Origin of the sequence: Caballeronia sp. LZ029 (assembly GCF_031451275.1) — a bacterium.
Lineage (GTDB): Bacteria > Pseudomonadota > Gammaproteobacteria > Burkholderiales > Burkholderiaceae > Caballeronia > Caballeronia jiangsuensis.
In genome coordinates this window covers 1030866-1045697 of record NZ_JARUXO010000004.1, presented here as the reverse complement: position 1 = coordinate 1045697, position 14832 = coordinate 1030866, and the positions used below count along the sequence as shown (strand labels likewise).

At 63.5% G+C, this 14832-nt stretch carries 15 protein-coding genes; 6 read left to right on the top strand and 9 right to left on the bottom strand.

Annotated features, from left to right (window positions below; translation table 11 throughout):
- The first annotated feature begins 104 nt into the window (after positions 1–104).
- The 3 genes from QCE73_RS30845 (at position 105) to QCE73_RS30835 (ending at position 4506) form a co-directional block, all read left to right on the top strand.
- The gene (locus QCE73_RS30845; protein WP_309884887.1) at positions 105–1307 is read left to right on the top strand and encodes an ammonium transporter; all 1203 of its coding nucleotides are present in this window, start codon (positions 105–107) and stop codon (positions 1305–1307) included.
- Between the two features lie 59 nt (positions 1308–1366).
- Complete coding sequence (nadE, locus tag QCE73_RS30840; protein WP_309884886.1) at positions 1367–2224, top strand: ammonia-dependent NAD(+) synthetase; 858 nt, start codon at positions 1367–1369, stop codon at positions 2222–2224.
- Positions 2225–2310: 86 nt separating this feature from the next.
- Positions 2311–4506, top strand: a complete 2196-nt coding sequence (locus QCE73_RS30835) for a response regulator (protein WP_309884885.1) — start codon at positions 2311–2313, stop codon at positions 4504–4506.
- A 6-nt stretch (positions 4507–4512) separates the two neighbouring features.
- Here the strand turns inward: QCE73_RS30835 and QCE73_RS30830 are convergent, their stop codons facing one another.
- Genes QCE73_RS30830 through QCE73_RS30820 form a run of 3 tightly spaced genes read right to left on the bottom strand, consistent with a single transcriptional unit; the run spans position 4513 to position 6480 of the window.
- On the bottom strand, positions 4513–4974 hold the full coding sequence (locus tag QCE73_RS30830; RefSeq protein WP_309884884.1) for a hypothetical protein: 462 nt from the start codon (positions 4972–4974) through the stop codon (positions 4513–4515).
- Positions 4975–6261 (bottom strand): sorbosone dehydrogenase family protein, encoded by a 1287-nt coding sequence (locus QCE73_RS30825; protein WP_309885286.1) that lies wholly within the window; start codon positions 6259–6261, stop codon positions 4975–4977.
- 51 nt (positions 6262–6312) lie between these two features.
- The gene (locus QCE73_RS30820; RefSeq protein WP_238213376.1) at positions 6313–6480 is read right to left on the bottom strand and encodes a hypothetical protein; all 168 of its coding nucleotides are present in this window, start codon (positions 6478–6480) and stop codon (positions 6313–6315) included.
- A gap of 241 nt (positions 6481–6721) precedes the next feature.
- Between QCE73_RS30820 and QCE73_RS30815 the strand changes: the two genes are divergently transcribed.
- Positions 6722–6904: a hypothetical protein gene (locus QCE73_RS30815; protein WP_238213377.1), complete on the top strand. Its 183-nt coding sequence runs from the start codon at positions 6722–6724 to the stop codon at positions 6902–6904.
- A gap of 78 nt (positions 6905–6982) precedes the next feature.
- Here QCE73_RS30815 and QCE73_RS30810 read toward each other — a convergent pair whose 3' ends face one another.
- The 6 genes from QCE73_RS30810 to ehuB all read right to left on the bottom strand — a co-directional run bounded on the left by QCE73_RS30810 (position 6983) and on the right by ehuB (position 12152).
- The gene (locus tag QCE73_RS30810) at positions 6983–7357 is read right to left on the bottom strand and encodes a DUF3175 domain-containing protein (RefSeq protein ID WP_309884883.1); all 375 of its coding nucleotides are present in this window, start codon (positions 7355–7357) and stop codon (positions 6983–6985) included.
- A gap of 4 nt (positions 7358–7361) precedes the next feature.
- On the bottom strand, positions 7362–8924 hold the full coding sequence (locus QCE73_RS30805) for an FAD-dependent oxidoreductase (RefSeq protein WP_309884882.1): 1563 nt from the start codon (positions 8922–8924) through the stop codon (positions 7362–7364).
- 76 nt (positions 8925–9000) lie between these two features.
- A complete protein-coding gene (gene ehuA / locus QCE73_RS30800; RefSeq protein WP_309884881.1) occupies positions 9001–9825 on the bottom strand; it encodes an ectoine/hydroxyectoine ABC transporter ATP-binding protein EhuA in 825 nt (274 codons plus the stop codon).
- A 73-nt stretch (positions 9826–9898) separates the two neighbouring features.
- Entirely contained in the window at positions 9899–10567 is a 669-nt protein-coding gene (gene ehuD, locus QCE73_RS30795; RefSeq protein ID WP_404989827.1) for an ectoine/hydroxyectoine ABC transporter permease subunit EhuD, read from the bottom strand.
- The gene (ehuC, locus tag QCE73_RS30790) at positions 10564–11247 is read right to left on the bottom strand and encodes an ectoine/hydroxyectoine ABC transporter permease subunit EhuC (RefSeq protein WP_187607903.1); all 684 of its coding nucleotides are present in this window, start codon (positions 11245–11247) and stop codon (positions 10564–10566) included. The genes ehuD and ehuC overlap by 4 nt, the downstream gene beginning before the upstream one ends.
- Before the next feature lie 50 nt (positions 11248–11297).
- Entirely contained in the window at positions 11298–12152 is an 855-nt protein-coding gene (gene ehuB / locus QCE73_RS30785) for an ectoine/hydroxyectoine ABC transporter substrate-binding protein EhuB (protein ID WP_309884880.1), read from the bottom strand.
- Between the two features lie 233 nt (positions 12153–12385).
- Between ehuB and QCE73_RS30780 the strand changes: the two genes are divergently transcribed.
- Positions 12386–13783 (top strand): PLP-dependent aminotransferase family protein, encoded by a 1398-nt coding sequence (locus tag QCE73_RS30780; RefSeq protein WP_035505988.1) that lies wholly within the window; start codon positions 12386–12388, stop codon positions 13781–13783.
- A gap of 81 nt (positions 13784–13864) precedes the next feature.
- Positions 13865–14830: a hydroxyectoine utilization dehydratase EutB gene (gene eutB / locus QCE73_RS30775; protein ID WP_309884879.1), complete on the top strand. Its 966-nt coding sequence runs from the start codon at positions 13865–13867 to the stop codon at positions 14828–14830.
- Positions 14831–14832: the final 2 nt, after the last annotated feature.

Below are 14832 nucleotides of genomic sequence, written 5' to 3'. Positions count from 1 at the left end.
TTACCGCGCCGCTTCACGCCTGCGCACCGTTTCGATGCTTTCTGCGCCAACTTGGCCCGGAACTTGCAAAATCAGCGCCTCCTCCAGACCCGACCGCTCGACACATGCAGGCACTTCAATCCGGAACCAACACTCTTTTCCTGCTGCTGGGCGCCGCGATGGTGCTCGCGATGCATGCGGGCTTCGCCTTTCTCGAACTCGGCACGGTGCGCCGCGAGAATCAAGTGAACGCGCTCGTGAAGATTCTCGTGGATTTCGCGGTATCGACGCTCGCGTACTTCTTCATCGGCTACAACATCGCGTATGGCGTGCAGTTCATGCACAGCGCCGATATCCTCGCCGAACACAACGGCTATGCGCTCGTGCGCTTCTTCTTTCTGCTGACCTTCGCGGCGGCGATTCCGGCGATCGTGTCGGGCGGCATCGCCGAGCGCTCGAAGTTCAATCCGCAACTGTTCGCGACCTGCGTGATCGTCGGCTTCATCTATCCGTTGCTCGAAGGCGTGGCGTGGAACGAGCGCTTCGGCATTCAGGGCTGGCTGACGCAGGCATTCGGCGCGCCGTTCCACGATTTCGCGGGCTCCGTCGTCGTCCATGCGTTCGGCGGCTGGGTCGCGCTGCCGGCGGTGCTGCTGCTCGGGCCGCGTCACGGGCGCTATCACAAGGATGGACGCATCGCCGCGCATCCGCCGTCGAGCATTCCGTTTCTCGCGTTGGGCGCGTGGGTGCTGGCGGTCGGCTGGTTCGGCTTCAACGTGATGAGCGCGCAGACGGTCGACAAGATCAGCGGCCTCGTCGCGGTGAACTCGCTGATGGCGATGGTCGGCGGCACGCTCGCCGCGTGGGTCGCCGGCCGCAACGATCCGGGCTTCACCTATAACGGACCGCTCGCGGGTCTCGTCGCGGTGTGCGCGGGCTCGGACCTCATGCATCCGCTCGGCGCGCTGATCGTCGGCGCGGTCGCGGGCGTGCTCTTCGTGCAGATGTTCACGTGCGTGCAGAACCGCTGGCGCATCGACGACGTGCTCGGCGTGTGGCCGCTGCACGGCATGTGCGGCGCGTGGGGCGGCATCGCTGCGGGCATCTTCGGGCAGAAGGCGTTCGGCGGCATCGGCGGCGTGTCGATGTGGTCGCAGGTCATCGGCACGGTCGGCGCGGTGGCCCTCGCGCTCGCGGGCGGCGCGGCGGTGTATGGCGCGATCAAGATGACGGTCGGTTTGCGGCTCGATCGCGAGGAAGAATTCAACGGCGCCGATCTCGCGATCCATCGCATTTCGGCCACGCCGGATCGGGAAATGGCGGGCTGACGCCAGAGACTCGCGCTTTGCTGTAGCGTTACGAGTTCATCAGCCCACGCGAGCACACGATGTCGAACGATCACGCCTCACGCCAGCGCGGCATCATCGAGGAACTGAAGGTCGCGCCGGTCTTCGATCTCGACGCCGAACGCGAACGCCGCATCGCGTTTCTGGCCGACTATCTCGAAGCGCAGAAACTCAGCACCTATGTACTCGGCATCAGCGGCGGCGTGGATTCGTCGACGGCGGGCCGTCTCGCGCAACTCGCCGTCGAGCGCCTGCGGGCGCGTCATGTCGATGCGCGCTTCATCGCGATGCGTCTTCCCTACGGCGAGCAGCGCGACGAAGCCGATGCGCAACGCGCGCTCGCATTCATCCGGCCCGACGAAACGCTCACCGTCAACATAAAGCCCGCCGCCGATGCGATGCGCGAATCGCTCGCGTCATCGGACCTGCTGTATCGCGACGAGCGGCACGAGGATTTCGTGCTCGGCAACATCAAGGCGCGCCAGCGGATGATCGCGCAATACGCGGTGGCCGCCGCGCACCCGGGCGTCGTGATCGGCACGGACCACGCGGCCGAATCGCTGATGGGCTTCTTCACCAAGTTCGGCGATGGCGGCGCGGACGTGCTGCCGCTCTACGGCCTGAACAAGCGCCGCGTGCGCGCGCTCGCAGCAGCGCTCGGCGCGGGCATCGAGATATACGCGAAGGTGCCGACCGCCGACCTCGAAACGCTTACGCCGATGAAGCCCGACGAAGACAGCTACGGCATAAGCTACGAGGACATCGACGATTTCCTCGAAGGCAAGCCGGTTTCCGATATGGTCTACGCGACCATTTACCGCTTTCATGACGCGACACGTCACAAGCGCGCGTTGCCGATCACACCCGATGACGACTGGCGCATGCAGGCACTTTGCTGAACGGCAAATTTCATAGTTGATGTCGCTTTCCGGCGCACGCCGGGTACGATGTATTGGGTACCGGTCGATTTCTCGGAGACGCAACGTTGGACTCCACCGAGACCGCGACATTCGATTTGCCGCTGCCCGCTCGCAATTTCGCGTCGATGCGAAAGATGCTGCTCCTTGCGCTCTGCGCGTCGGTCGTGATTCCGCTCGCGAGCCTTTGCATTTACGGTTACCACGATCATCAGCGCCGCTTTACGGAAGCACAGGAACTGACCGGGCGCTTGACGCGCATCGCGGACGAGCACGCGCTGAAGGTGATCGACCTTAACCAGCAACTGGAGACGCGCATCGTCGATCTCCTCGGCGACAGCGACGATGCCTCCATCAAGCGTCGCGAGGTGGGACTGCATCGCACGCTCGACGACATGAGCGGCACGCTCGCGCAGATCGCCGCAATTTCCGTTTTTGGCGTAAAAGGCGCGCTGCTCGCAAATAGCCGCTGGTATCCGGCGCCTGCCGTGTCGATTGCGGAGCGCGACGATTTTCAGTCCGCGCGCGCGGTCGCGCCCGTCACGTACTTCTCGTTGCCGTTGCTCGGCAAGGTGGCGCGTTCCGATGTGTTCACGACGACCAAAGGCCGCATCGGCCGCAACGGACAGTTTCTCGGCGTCGTGTCGATCGCGTTGAAGCGCGATTATTTCACCGATTTCTATCGCGAACTCGCGGCGGGCGATCATGCGCTCGTCATCGGACTGTATCGCCGCGACGGCAATATCCTCGCGCGCTTTCCGGAGAGCGCGGACAGCACGGAAGCTGCGACGAACACGCCCTTTACCAGCGAGTTTCGCAACAACGAACTGTACGGCAGCACGCGCATGCGTTCGGGCATCGATCACGTCGAGCGGCTGCTCGCCTTCAGGCGCGTGGGCGATGCGCCGCTCTACGTATCGACGGGTTATGCGACCTCCGCCGTCGAGAAGCGCTGGCGCGACAACCTCGCGCTCGTCGCGGCGATCGCGCTGATGCCGTGCATCGCGGTGTGGCTGCTGATCGCGTTCTCGATTCGCCGGCTCGATGCCGAACAGGCCGCATGGGAGCGCTGGCAGGCCGAAGTCGCGACGCGCCTTTCCATCGAAGCGTCGAGCCGGCAATTGCGGCGCACGGGCGCGCTCGGCAATCTCGTCGCCAACGTCGCGCACGACTTCAACAATCTGCTGATGGTGGTCGGATCGAACATGGAACTCGCGCGGCGCAAGCGCTTCAACGACGTCGAGAGCGAAGTGCTCGCGGTGGAGCGCGCCACCGCCGGGGCCAGGTCGCTCGCGCGGCGGCTCATGAGCGTCGCGCGCAAGCAGCCGCTCAAACAGGAATTGATCGATCCGGCTAACTGGCTGCGAAGCGTGCTCGATCTCGTGAAGACATCGATGCATCCGTCCGTCACGGTGTCGCTGGAACTGTCGCCCGATCTGTGGAAGGTGATGGCCGATCCGGTCGAGCTGGAACTCGCGCTCGTGAATATCGCAGTGAATGCGAACGATGCGATGCCGGATGGCGGGCGCATGCTGATCCGTTGCCAGAATGCGCCCATGCGCGGCGCGGAAACGAATATTCCCGATGGCGATTACGTGCTCGTTTCGATCACCGACAACGGCGAAGGCATGACCGAGCCGATTCAGCGGCGCGCATTCGAGCCGCTTTTCACGACGAAGCAGCGCGGCGCGGGCACCGGTCTCGGCCTCGCGCAAGTGCTCGCCGCGTGCGAGCAGGCGGGCGGCGCTGCGCGCATCGCGAGCGTGGCGGGCGCGGGCACCACGGTCCGGCTCTATCTGCCGCGTCATGATGGTCCGGTGCCCGAGGCATCGAAAGCCGGTATGCCGCCCGATATCGCGACGCTGCCGCTCGCGCCCGCGACGGACGAGCAGGATGAGCGGTTGCGCGGCACGTCGGTGCTGCTGGTGGAGGACAACACGGATGTCGCGGCGGGCGTGACAGCGGTGCTCGAAATGTTCGGCTGCACGGTGCATCACGAGGAAAGCGCCGATGCCGCGTTCGCGCTATTGGACGAAGGCCACGGATTCGATCTGGTGCTGTCGGATGTGCAAATGCCCGGCCGCATGAACGGCATCGATCTGGCCGAGGAGATCGTCAAGCGTCGTCCTTCGCAGAAGCTCGTGCTGATGACGGGTTATGCCGACGAACTGGAGCGCGCGAAGCATCTCGGCGTGCCGATCCTCGCGAAGCCCTTCAACATGGACGATCTGCTCGATCTGATCGCGCCGGGCGGACCGCGTTGATCGCAGTTACTGCTTGTCGCGTCCCTGCACGGCACGCGCGCCGACCAGGGGATTGAACGCCGCGCGCTTCGGTTGCGCTGCCTGCGTGCTCTTCCTGGCCGTCTTCGTGTTCGTAGTGCCGCCGAGTTGACTCAGCAGGTCTTCATCGTCCTCGGCTTGCGTTGCTTCGTCGTCCGCGGGCGATTCGGCACCCGCGAGATGCGCGACCACCGACATGAAGTCTTTCCGTGCGCTCCTGAGCGCGCGTCCCGGCATCATGACGAGCACGACTGCCTCATGCACCGTATGTCCATCCACGGTCTTCAGCGCGCCGTCCTCGTTCCAGTCGATGCCGCTATCCGCATACGCCGCGACCACGTGATGCAATACGGCGGGCGACATCACGCCGGCATCGTACAGGCCGACGATCTGCCGCTCCGCGAGCGCGAAGAGGCTCTTTGCGGCGCGATTCGGCTTCTTCGCGGCCATCTACTTCGCGGCGGGCGCGACCCGCCACACCGTGTTGCCGACATCATCGGCGACGAGCAACGCGCCTTTGCCATCCACCGCGACGCCGACGGGTCGCCCGAGCGCGTGACCATCGGACGATAGAAAGCCCGTCAGGATATCTTCGGGCGGACCCGAAGGCTTGCCGTCCTCGAACGGCACGAAGATGACCTTATAGCCGCTTCTCGGCTTGCGATTCCACGAGCCGTGCTGACCGATGAACGCACCATTGCGGTAATGCTCCGGGAACGCCTTGCCGTCGTAAAACGCGAGTCCGAGCGATGCGGTGTGCGCGCCGAGCGCATAGTCAGGCACGATCGCCGATTGCACGAGATCCGCGCGCTGCGGTTTCACGCGATCATCGACATGCTGGCCGTAATAGCTGTACGGCCATCCATAGAACGCGCCGTCTTTTACCGAGGTCAGATAGTCCGGCACGAGTTCGTCGCCGAGTTCGTCGCGCTCGTTCACCACGGTCCAGAGCGCGCCGCTTTGCGGTTGCCACGACATACCGTTCGGATTGCGCAAGCCCGTTGCGAACAGACGCGATTGTTTCGATTCGATATCGACTTCCATGATCGCCGCGCGGCCATTCTCGGCGTCGATGCCGTTCTCAGCGGCATTGCTGTTGGAACCGACCGTCACATAGAGCTTCTTGCCGTCGCGGCTCGCGATGATGTTCTTGGTCCAGTGATGATTGATATCGCCGGCGGGCAGATCGATGAACTTCTCGCCGGGCGTCGCGATCTGCGTCGCACCGTTTTCGTACTTAAAACGCAGGATTGCATCGGTATCCGCGACGTAGAGATCGTCGCCGACGAGCGCCATGCCGAACGGAGAGTGCAGCTTGTCGATGAACACGGTGCGCGTCTCGGCGACGCCATCGCCATCGGCATCGCGCAGCAGCATGATGCGGTCCGGGCTTTCCACCGCGGCGCCCGCGCGTTTCTGGACCTTCTTCATCACGAAGCCCTTGAGGCCTGCGTTTTCATCGTGCTGCGCGGGCGCGTTGCTTTCGGCGACGAGCACGTCGCCATTGGGCAGCGTCGCGATCCAGCGCGGATGGATAAGCCCCGTGCCGAAAGCGGTCACGTCGAAACCGGCGGGCGCGATGGGCTTTTGTCCTTGCGCCCACGGTCTGGCGGGTGCGATGTTGACCGTGGGCATCAGCGATTTGCGCGGCGCGGGCAGCGTGGGATTCGGGCCGAAGCCCTGCGCGTAGTCATCGGCGATGGCCGCGCCGCTCGCGAGCATCAAGGCAAACGCCATTGCTCGCGTGAGTTGCTTCGTTTGCGTTTTCAAACTTGCGCTCCTGACGGGTCAGCCGCCGCCGATGCCTTGCGTGACCTTGCCGGTGCCGCCGCAAGTCTTGCAGTCGGCGCCATCGAGCTTGCCCGAGCCATTGCAGTCCGGACAGATGTCTTCGCCCGTGCCTGGCGCGCCGGGCTCGGCTTCATCGCCGGGATTGAGAGGGGGTTCCTGGGCCATCGACGTCTCCTTGGGTTGTTTCCTGCAACTGGAGAGCAAGCGACGTTCCTTGCAAGGGTTTCATCGATCTGGGCAGTTTTTGCAAGCGCGCGGCGTTCATGGCGTCGCGACACGCGCGCACAAGCGGATGTGCCTTCTGGTACGCATGATGCTGCATCCAAAGTGCGGCGCTAGCCGTGGCTTTCACCACTGCAACGTCATCACGCGTTTCAAGGCGCGATGACATAGCCAGGAGGGTTTCATGAGCGGAAATCAAAAGCAGATGGGCAACCAGCCGTCGACGCCGAATCAGTCGAATCCGTCACAGCGGCAACACGGCCAGCAGGAACGGTCACCGGGGCAGCCGCAACAAGACCATCAGTCCGGTCAGCGGCAACAGAACCAGCCGTTGCCGCAGCATAAGGGCGGCCAGCGTCAACCCTGATGGTTGTTGGAAGTGGCAGGAAGCAACGCGCGCGGCTTCGTTTCGACGAGGCCGCGCGCTTGCCTTGTATTCACATACTCACGGCTTGCGTCCGAATGCTTCGCGCAAGCGTTTTTTCGCGCGTTCGAGCGTGCTCTTGCGCGACTTCGGCAGATTGCGTCCCGCGCGATTGATATAGAAATTGAGCATCGACATCGCCGATTGAAACGGCGAGCCTTTGCGTCGCGTGCTGCGTGTCGATGAGCGTTTGAGCGAGTCGGCGATTTCCTGCGCATTGCCCATCTTGAAGATATCGCGCTGGATATCCATTGCATCGCTCGTTTCCATCACATGATGCGACCAGCGATGCGAGGCGCGCTCCGGCTTCTTGCGCGCGCTCGCGAGTGAATGTCTTTGCCGCGTGCTCGGCCGCTTGCCACCGCTCGTTTTCTTCTTCGATTTAGTCGTTGCCATAGCCTCACCTCAACGATGCGATGCGCCGCGCGTCCTCCAGCGTGAGCGGCTCGCGCATCGCTTCGGCGAGACGGCACACGGCGACGTCGTGTTCGCATGCGATGATCGCGCCCACGCGTCCATCCTTCAGCAGATACGCGATGAAATGCTGCGCGTCGAGATCGCCATCGATTTCGATGGTGTCCGGCTTTTCGACATGCCCGAGATAGTCGAAAGTCTTTTCGTAGTGATACGTCCAGAAGTAGGGCACGCCGACATACTCGCGTGGACTGCCAGCCATGTTATAGGCGGCGACGCGCGCATGCTGCTGCGCAACGCGCCAGTGTTCTATGCGCACGCTGTGATCCGAGCGCGGCAGAGGAAAGCGCGCGATATCGCCCGCGGCGTATAAAGCGGGCGCGGCGAGCATCGTTGCATCGACGTTGACGGCGCGGTCATCCGCGAGCGCGAGGCCCGACAGAAACGATGTCGCCGGTTCGACGCCCGTGCCCGCGATCACGACATCGGCCGCGATCTTCTCGCCCGAATCGAGGATCACTTCGCTGACCGCGGTCTCGCCTGCGAATTCATTAATGCGCGCATTCATATGAAACGTCACGCCGTTCTTCTCGTGCAGCGTCCTGAACATTTCGCCGATACGCTCGCCGAACTGTTTCGCGAACGGCACCTTGCCCGGCGCGACCACGGTTACGTCGATCTCGCGCTTACGCAAACACGAAGCCACTTCGAGCCCGATGAAACTCGCGCCGACGATCACCACGTGCTTGCATCCTTCGAGCGATGCGAGAATCGCGCGCGCATCTTCGCGCGTGCGCAGCAGATGCACGTGTTCGAGTTTCGCGCCGGGGATATCGAGCGGCTTCGGAACGCCGCCGGTGCACACGAGCGCGGCTTCATAATCGATCTTCTGTCCGTTCGCGAGTTCGGCGCGCTTCTCCTTCGGATCGAGATGAACGACCTGCGATTCGATGCGCTCGATGTCGTGCTTCGCGAAGAAATCGCCGTCGAGCAGGGCAGGGACATCATCGGGCGGCATGTCGCCTGCAAGCGTGAACTTGCTGAGCGACGTGCGATCGTAGGGCTCGCGCGCATCGTCGCCCGCGAGCACGATGCGTCCGTCGAAGCCCGCTTCGCGCAACGCCGAACATGCGGCCGCGCCCGCTGCGCCCGCGCCGACGATGAGCATGGTCCGGCTCGGGTTCGCCTGCTTCTTCAATGCTTCGCCGCTGTCGATGGGCTGCGCGGACACGTACACATCGCAGTCTCTGATGGTCGCTTCGTAGCGCGTCAATGCCTTCAGCGGCGGCGGCTCGACGAGACTGCCGTCGCGCACCTCGAACGTGCCTTTGTGCCAGGGACAAACGATACGCCCGTTGCAGATCGCGCCTTCATCGAGCGGGCCGCCCGCGTGGGGGCATTCGGCGGTATAGGCGCGCACGTCGTCGCCATCGCGCACGAGCAGGATCGGGATTTCCTTCGCGTCGTCGCCGCCTTTGACGCACACTCGTGTGCCGCGCTCGGCGGAAAGATCCGCGAAACGCGCGACTTTATGCAGGGTGGGGGACATCGCACTCTCCGTTGGCTGAAGCATCAGGCCATGCGAAGAGCGCGAAGCAATTATCGGACCGCGAAGAAACGCCTGTTTAAAGCGCTTCGGTCACCGCGCGCAGAAACTGCCGCGTGCGCTCATGCTGCGGCGCGGAGAAGAACTGCTGCGGCGGCGCCTGCTCGATGATCTTGCCTTGCGAGAAGAAGCACACGCGATCCGCGAAGTCTTTCGCGAAACCCATCTGGTGCGTGACCATCAGCATCGTGAGGTTGTGCTCTTCGCCGAGCCGTCGAATCACGGTGAGCACCTCGCCGCACAATTCCGGATCGAGCGCGGACGTCACTTCATCGAACAGCATGATTTTCGGGCGCATCGCTAGCGCGCGCGCAATCGCGACACGCTGCTGCTGTCCGCCCGACAACTGCGACGGATAGTGATTGCACTTTTCGGAAAGGCCAACCATCGAAAGCAGCTCGCGCCCGCGTTCGGTCGCTTCCTTCTTCGACAACCCGGCCACGCTCATCGGCGCTTCGATCACGTTCGCGAGCGCGCTCATGTGCGGAAACAGATTGAAGCTCTGAAACACCATGCCGATCTTGCTGCGCACCTGGCGAACGTGTCGCGGCGACGCGGGCACGAGCTTGCCGCCGCGGATCTCATGCGTGAGCGGTTCGCCGTCCACGTCGATGACGCCGTCGGTGAGCGGATCGAGCGTCATCAGCACGCGCAAGAGCGTGGACTTGCCTGAGCCGCTCGGCCCGATGATCGCCACCTTCTCGTTGCGGGCGACATCGAGATCGAGGCCGTCGAGCACGGTGAGCGCGCCATAGCGCTTGGTGACATTGCGAAAGCGCACCATCGGCGTGTTCGCGCTGGCGTCGGCCGCTGCGCCCAGCGCCGGGTCGAGGTCTCGTTTCATCTGCTGCTCCTGGAGTTGCATTACCGTGCGCCGTCCAGCGGGGTCTGAGTGGTCGATACGCGAGGCTGAACCATCATGGCAGCCTCACGCGCCGTTCAAGATGACGCACGCCCGAAGCGAACGTCACGCTGATGAGAAGAAAGAAGATCCCGGTCATGGTGATCGGTTCGAGATAGCGGAACGTCTCGGAACCGATGTTCTTCGCCTGCTGCATCAGTTCGACGACGGTGATCGCGGAGAGCACCGGCGTGTCCTTGAACATCGCGACGAGATAGTTGCCGAGCGCAGGAATCACCGGTCGAATCGCCTGCGGCAGGACCACGCCGGTATAAGTGCGCCACGGCGAGAGCGACAGCGCGCACGATGCTTCCCACTGGCCGCGTGCGACGCCGTTGAGTCCCGCGCGATACACCTCGGAGACATAGCACGCGTAGTGCACCGCGATGCCGAGCGTGCCCGCCATCAGCGCGGACATCGTGAAGCCATAGAGCGGCGCGACATAGAAGAGCACGTACACCTGAATCAGGAGCGGCGTGCTGCGAATGAACTCGATGAAGAACGCGGTCGTCTTCGCGAGCGGCGCGAACTCGCTGCGCCGCATGATCGCGAGCACGAGGCCGAGCACGAGCGCAATCGCGAAACCGACGAGCGTGATGCCGATCGTGTAGATCGCCGCGCGCGCCAGTTCGGGCAGGATATGCAGCGCGTATTTCACATCGAAGAGTTGACCCAGCGATGTCATGATGCAGCCCTCGGAACAGTGCGGCGAATGGCGACATGACTGCTCACGCGCCGCTCGAACACGCGCATGACGGCGACGATCACCTGCGCGAGCACGAAGTAGATGAGCAGCGTGAGGCCGAAGACTTCCGCCGTCTTGAAGGTCGCCTCGTCGAGCTGGCGCGCGCGGAACGTGAGGTCCGAGAGCGTGATCAGCGAGACGAGCGACGTGCCCTTCAGAAGCTCGATCATCAGGTTGGTCGCGGGCGGCAGCGCGTTGATCATCGCCTGCGGCAGCACGATGCGGCGCAATCGCGCGGCGGCGGGCATGTTCAGCGCGAGCGCCGCTTCATACTGGCCGCCGGGCACGGAGCGCAGCGCGCCGCGCAGGATCTCCGAGCCATACGCGCCGTAGTGCAATCCCAGACCGACGATCGCAACCGTGAACGGCGTCAGTTGCACGTTGAAAGGCGGCAGCGGCAGCACGAAAAAGAGCCAGAAAAGTTGCACCAGCAGCGACGTGCCGCGAAACACCTCGACATACACGTTGCCGGCCCAGCGCACGGCGCGGTAAGGCGCGGCGCGCAACGCCGTCGCGACACCCGCCATGACGATCGCGAGCAGGATGCTGATGACGGCGATCTGGATCGTGACGAGCGTGCCCTTCATCATCAGGGGCAGAAGCTCATTGAGGTCACTCATGACGGTTCCTCGCAAATTGATGAACGCTGCGCGTCGCTATGCAACGATGTTCAACCGGCGCACAACTCCGGCGCCTTCTTGGTCGTTACGTTGGTCTTGTCGAAGCCGAAGGGTTTGACCGTTTTCAGGTGATCGTCGGTGCCGAGCCACTGATGCAGTTCCTTGTTGACGGCGTCGCGCAGGTCGGTGTCTTCGGGACGAAACGCGAGCGCGCCATAACCGGTGTGCTTCGGATCGTCGTTGAACTGGCTGATCGCTTCGACCTGCGGGCCGCCCTTGTCGGCGAGACCTTTCATCGTCAGTGCGGTGCCGACCGCTGCATCGGCGCGGCGTGCGCGCACGGCCTGCAATTGCGCGGTGGTGTCCGGAACTTGCAGGATCTGGTCGTCCTTGATACCGGCCTGGCGCGCATAGCCCAGTTCGGCCGTTCCTGCCATCACAGCAAGTTTCGTGTCCGGTTGCTTCGCGACATCGGCATAGCTGTGCAGATTCTTCGGGTTGCCCTTCATCGTCAGCAGCGTGTCGGGAATCTGATATTGCGGATCGGCGAACGCCACCTGCTTGCAGCGTTCCGGCGTGATGTACATGCCCGCCGCGATCACGTCGAAGCGCCCGGCCTTCAGGCCCGGAATCAATGCGCCCCATTCGGTCAGCACTGCATCGACCTTCTTCACGCCGAGCTTGGCGAACACTTTCTTCGCGATTTCGGGCGATTCGCCGGTCACGGTGCCATCGGGCGTCGTGTAGGCGAAGGGCGTTTCGTTGGCATAGCCGATACGCACCTCGCCGGTGCGCTGGATGCGCTGCAACGTGGTTTCCGCGCTCGCGCTCGTGGTGTAGGCGGCAAGGCTCGCTGCCGCGACGCACGCCGCTGCCAGCATGCCAGACAGTCGCTTCGTGTTCATATCGTTCCCGTTGTGATGGTTCTTCAAGCGTGGTCGAGTAGGCAATCCAATGGCGCGAACGCGCGAGACACAGAGAAAACCCTTATTCCGCAGGGCTTTGAAGCGACTCGCAGCGCAGCCACCGACGCAGAATACAAAGCCATATATTTGTTCCGATTGCTCTAGGACAATTATTTTCATACGCGCTTTTGCGCCACTATTGCGCATGGAACGAGGCATGTGAGGAGCAGCAAGTGAATGAACGATGGCGCGACGCCGTGCGCACGGTGCAGGGCGTGCAGTCCAAATACAAGCGGCTCGTCAAGGCGATGGCCGCCGACATAGAAAGCGGCGCGCTCGCATCGGGCGAACGTTTGCCGCCGCAGCGCGAAGTCGCGGCCGATCTCGCGATCAGCGTGCAGACCGTCACCAACGCCTACAAGGAACTCGAACGGCAAGGGCTGATTCGTTGCGAAGTCGGGCGCGGCAGCTTCGTCAGCGCGCGCGTGACAGAAACGATGTCGAACTACATGCTCGACACGGCCGAGCGCTCGGTGGTCGATTTTTCCATCGCGCGCATCGTGCATACGGCCGAGCACGACGCGATGTGGCGCAAGGTCTGCGCGACGCTGTCCACCATCGAGGATCAGCCGTGGATTCGCGCATTCAGGCCGATTGCGGGCTTCGACAGCCATCGTCAGGCAGGCGTCGAATGGCTCGCGTCGCTCAACATGCCCGCGAAGGTGGAGACGCTGCTCGTCACCAATGGCGTCGCGCACAGCATCTTTCTCGCGCTGGCGAGCATCGTCGGGCCGGGCGATACGGTGCTGTGCGAAAGCCTCACGGATCACGGCGTGATCGGCTCGGCGAACGTGCTGGGGTTTACGCTCAAGGGTCTGGAGATCGACGAGCACGGCATTCGCCCCGAGCACTTCGAGGAGGTCTGCGATAGCGAACGTGTGAGCGCGCTCGTCTGCACGCCGACGCTGAACAATCCCACCGTCGCGATGATGACCGATTCGCGCCGCCGCGCGATTGCGCGCATCGCGGAGCGCTACGGCGTGTATGTGATCGAGGACGATGTCTACGGCGCGTTGCCCGCCAAGACGCAGACGCCTATCGCGAGCCTGATTCCCGAACTCGCGTTCTATTGCACGAGCATGACCAAGTCGGTGCTGAGCGGTCTGCGTACCGGCTTCATGACGGTGCCGCGGCGGCTCGCATTGCGCGCGGAAAGCGTGTTGCGCGTCAGTTGCTGGATGGCGACGTCGCCGATCGCGGAAGTCAGCGCGCGCTGGATCATGGACGGCACGGCGCAACGTCTCGTGCAGATTCAGCGCGAGCGGCTCGCGGCGCGTCAGAGCGTCGTGCGCGAAGTGCTCGGCGAATATGTGCTCGGCAGTCATCCGAACGCGCTCTCGGTCTGGTTGCGCGTGCCCGATGAATGGGAGGCGGAGCGCATCACGCGCGAGTTGCGCAATCGCAATATCGCGGTGACATCGCCCGATCCGTTCCTCGTGCGCGGCGCGGACCGGCCCAATGCAGTGCGGCTGTGCGTGGGCGCGGAAGTCGGCGAGAGCACGTTCCGCACGGCCGTCGAAACCATGCGCGAAGTCTTCGGCCAGTTCCCGCACGTACACGACTTCAACTAAATGAACTAGGACAATCGAAAACGATTTTTTAGGACATTAGACTGGGTTGCATCGATACACGAATTCGCAGCCCAGCCACTTATGTCCGCACTCACGCTCGCCGATGTCTACCGCGCCCGCCAGCGCATCGAAGGCCGCGCGCTCGTCACGCCGCTGGTTCATTCGTTGTCGCTCTCGCGCCTCGCGGGCGTGCCGGTTCATCTCAAGCTCGAAACGCTGCAACCCACGGGCAGCTTCAAGTTGCGCGGCGCGACCAATGCGCTCGCGCAGATCGCGGAAGAAGGCTGCACGCGTGTCGTCACGGCATCGACGGGCAATCATGGCCGCGCGGTCGCGCACGCGGCTCGCGCGCTCGGCATAGAAGCAGCGGTGTGCATGTCGTCGCTCGTGCCGAAGAACAAGGTCGATGCGGTGGCCGCGCTCGGCGCGCGCGTCGTCATCGAGGGCAAGAGTCAGGACGATGCGCAGAAGGAAGCGCAACGTCTCGTGCGCGAGGAAGGCTATGCATTCGTGCCGCCTTTCGACGATGAACGCGTGATCGCGGGACAGGCCACCATCGGCCTCGAAATTCTCGAAGCGCTGCCGGATACGGAGAGCATCGTCGTGCCCTTGTCGGGCGGCGGGCTCTTCAGCGGCATCGCGTTCGCGGCAAAGAACATTCGCGCCGACGTGAAGCTGATCGGCGTCTCGATGCAACGCGGCGCCGCGATGCACGCGAGTCTCGCGGCGGGCAAGCCGGTCTTCGTCGATGAACTGGAGACGCTCGCGGATTCGCTCGGCGGCGGCATCGGCCTCGATAACCGGCATACGTTCTCCATGACGCGCGATCTCATCGACGACATCGTGCTGCTCGATGAAGTGTCGATCGCGCGCGGCATCGTGCATGCGTATCGCGAAGAGCGGCTCGTCGTCGAAGGCGCGGCGGCGGTGGGCATCGCGGCGCTGCTCGATGGCGCGATTGCCGTGCAGGACGGACCCATCGTCATCGTCGTGAGCGGCAGCAACATCGATATCGAAACACATCGTCGCCTGATCGGAGCGGCCTGAAC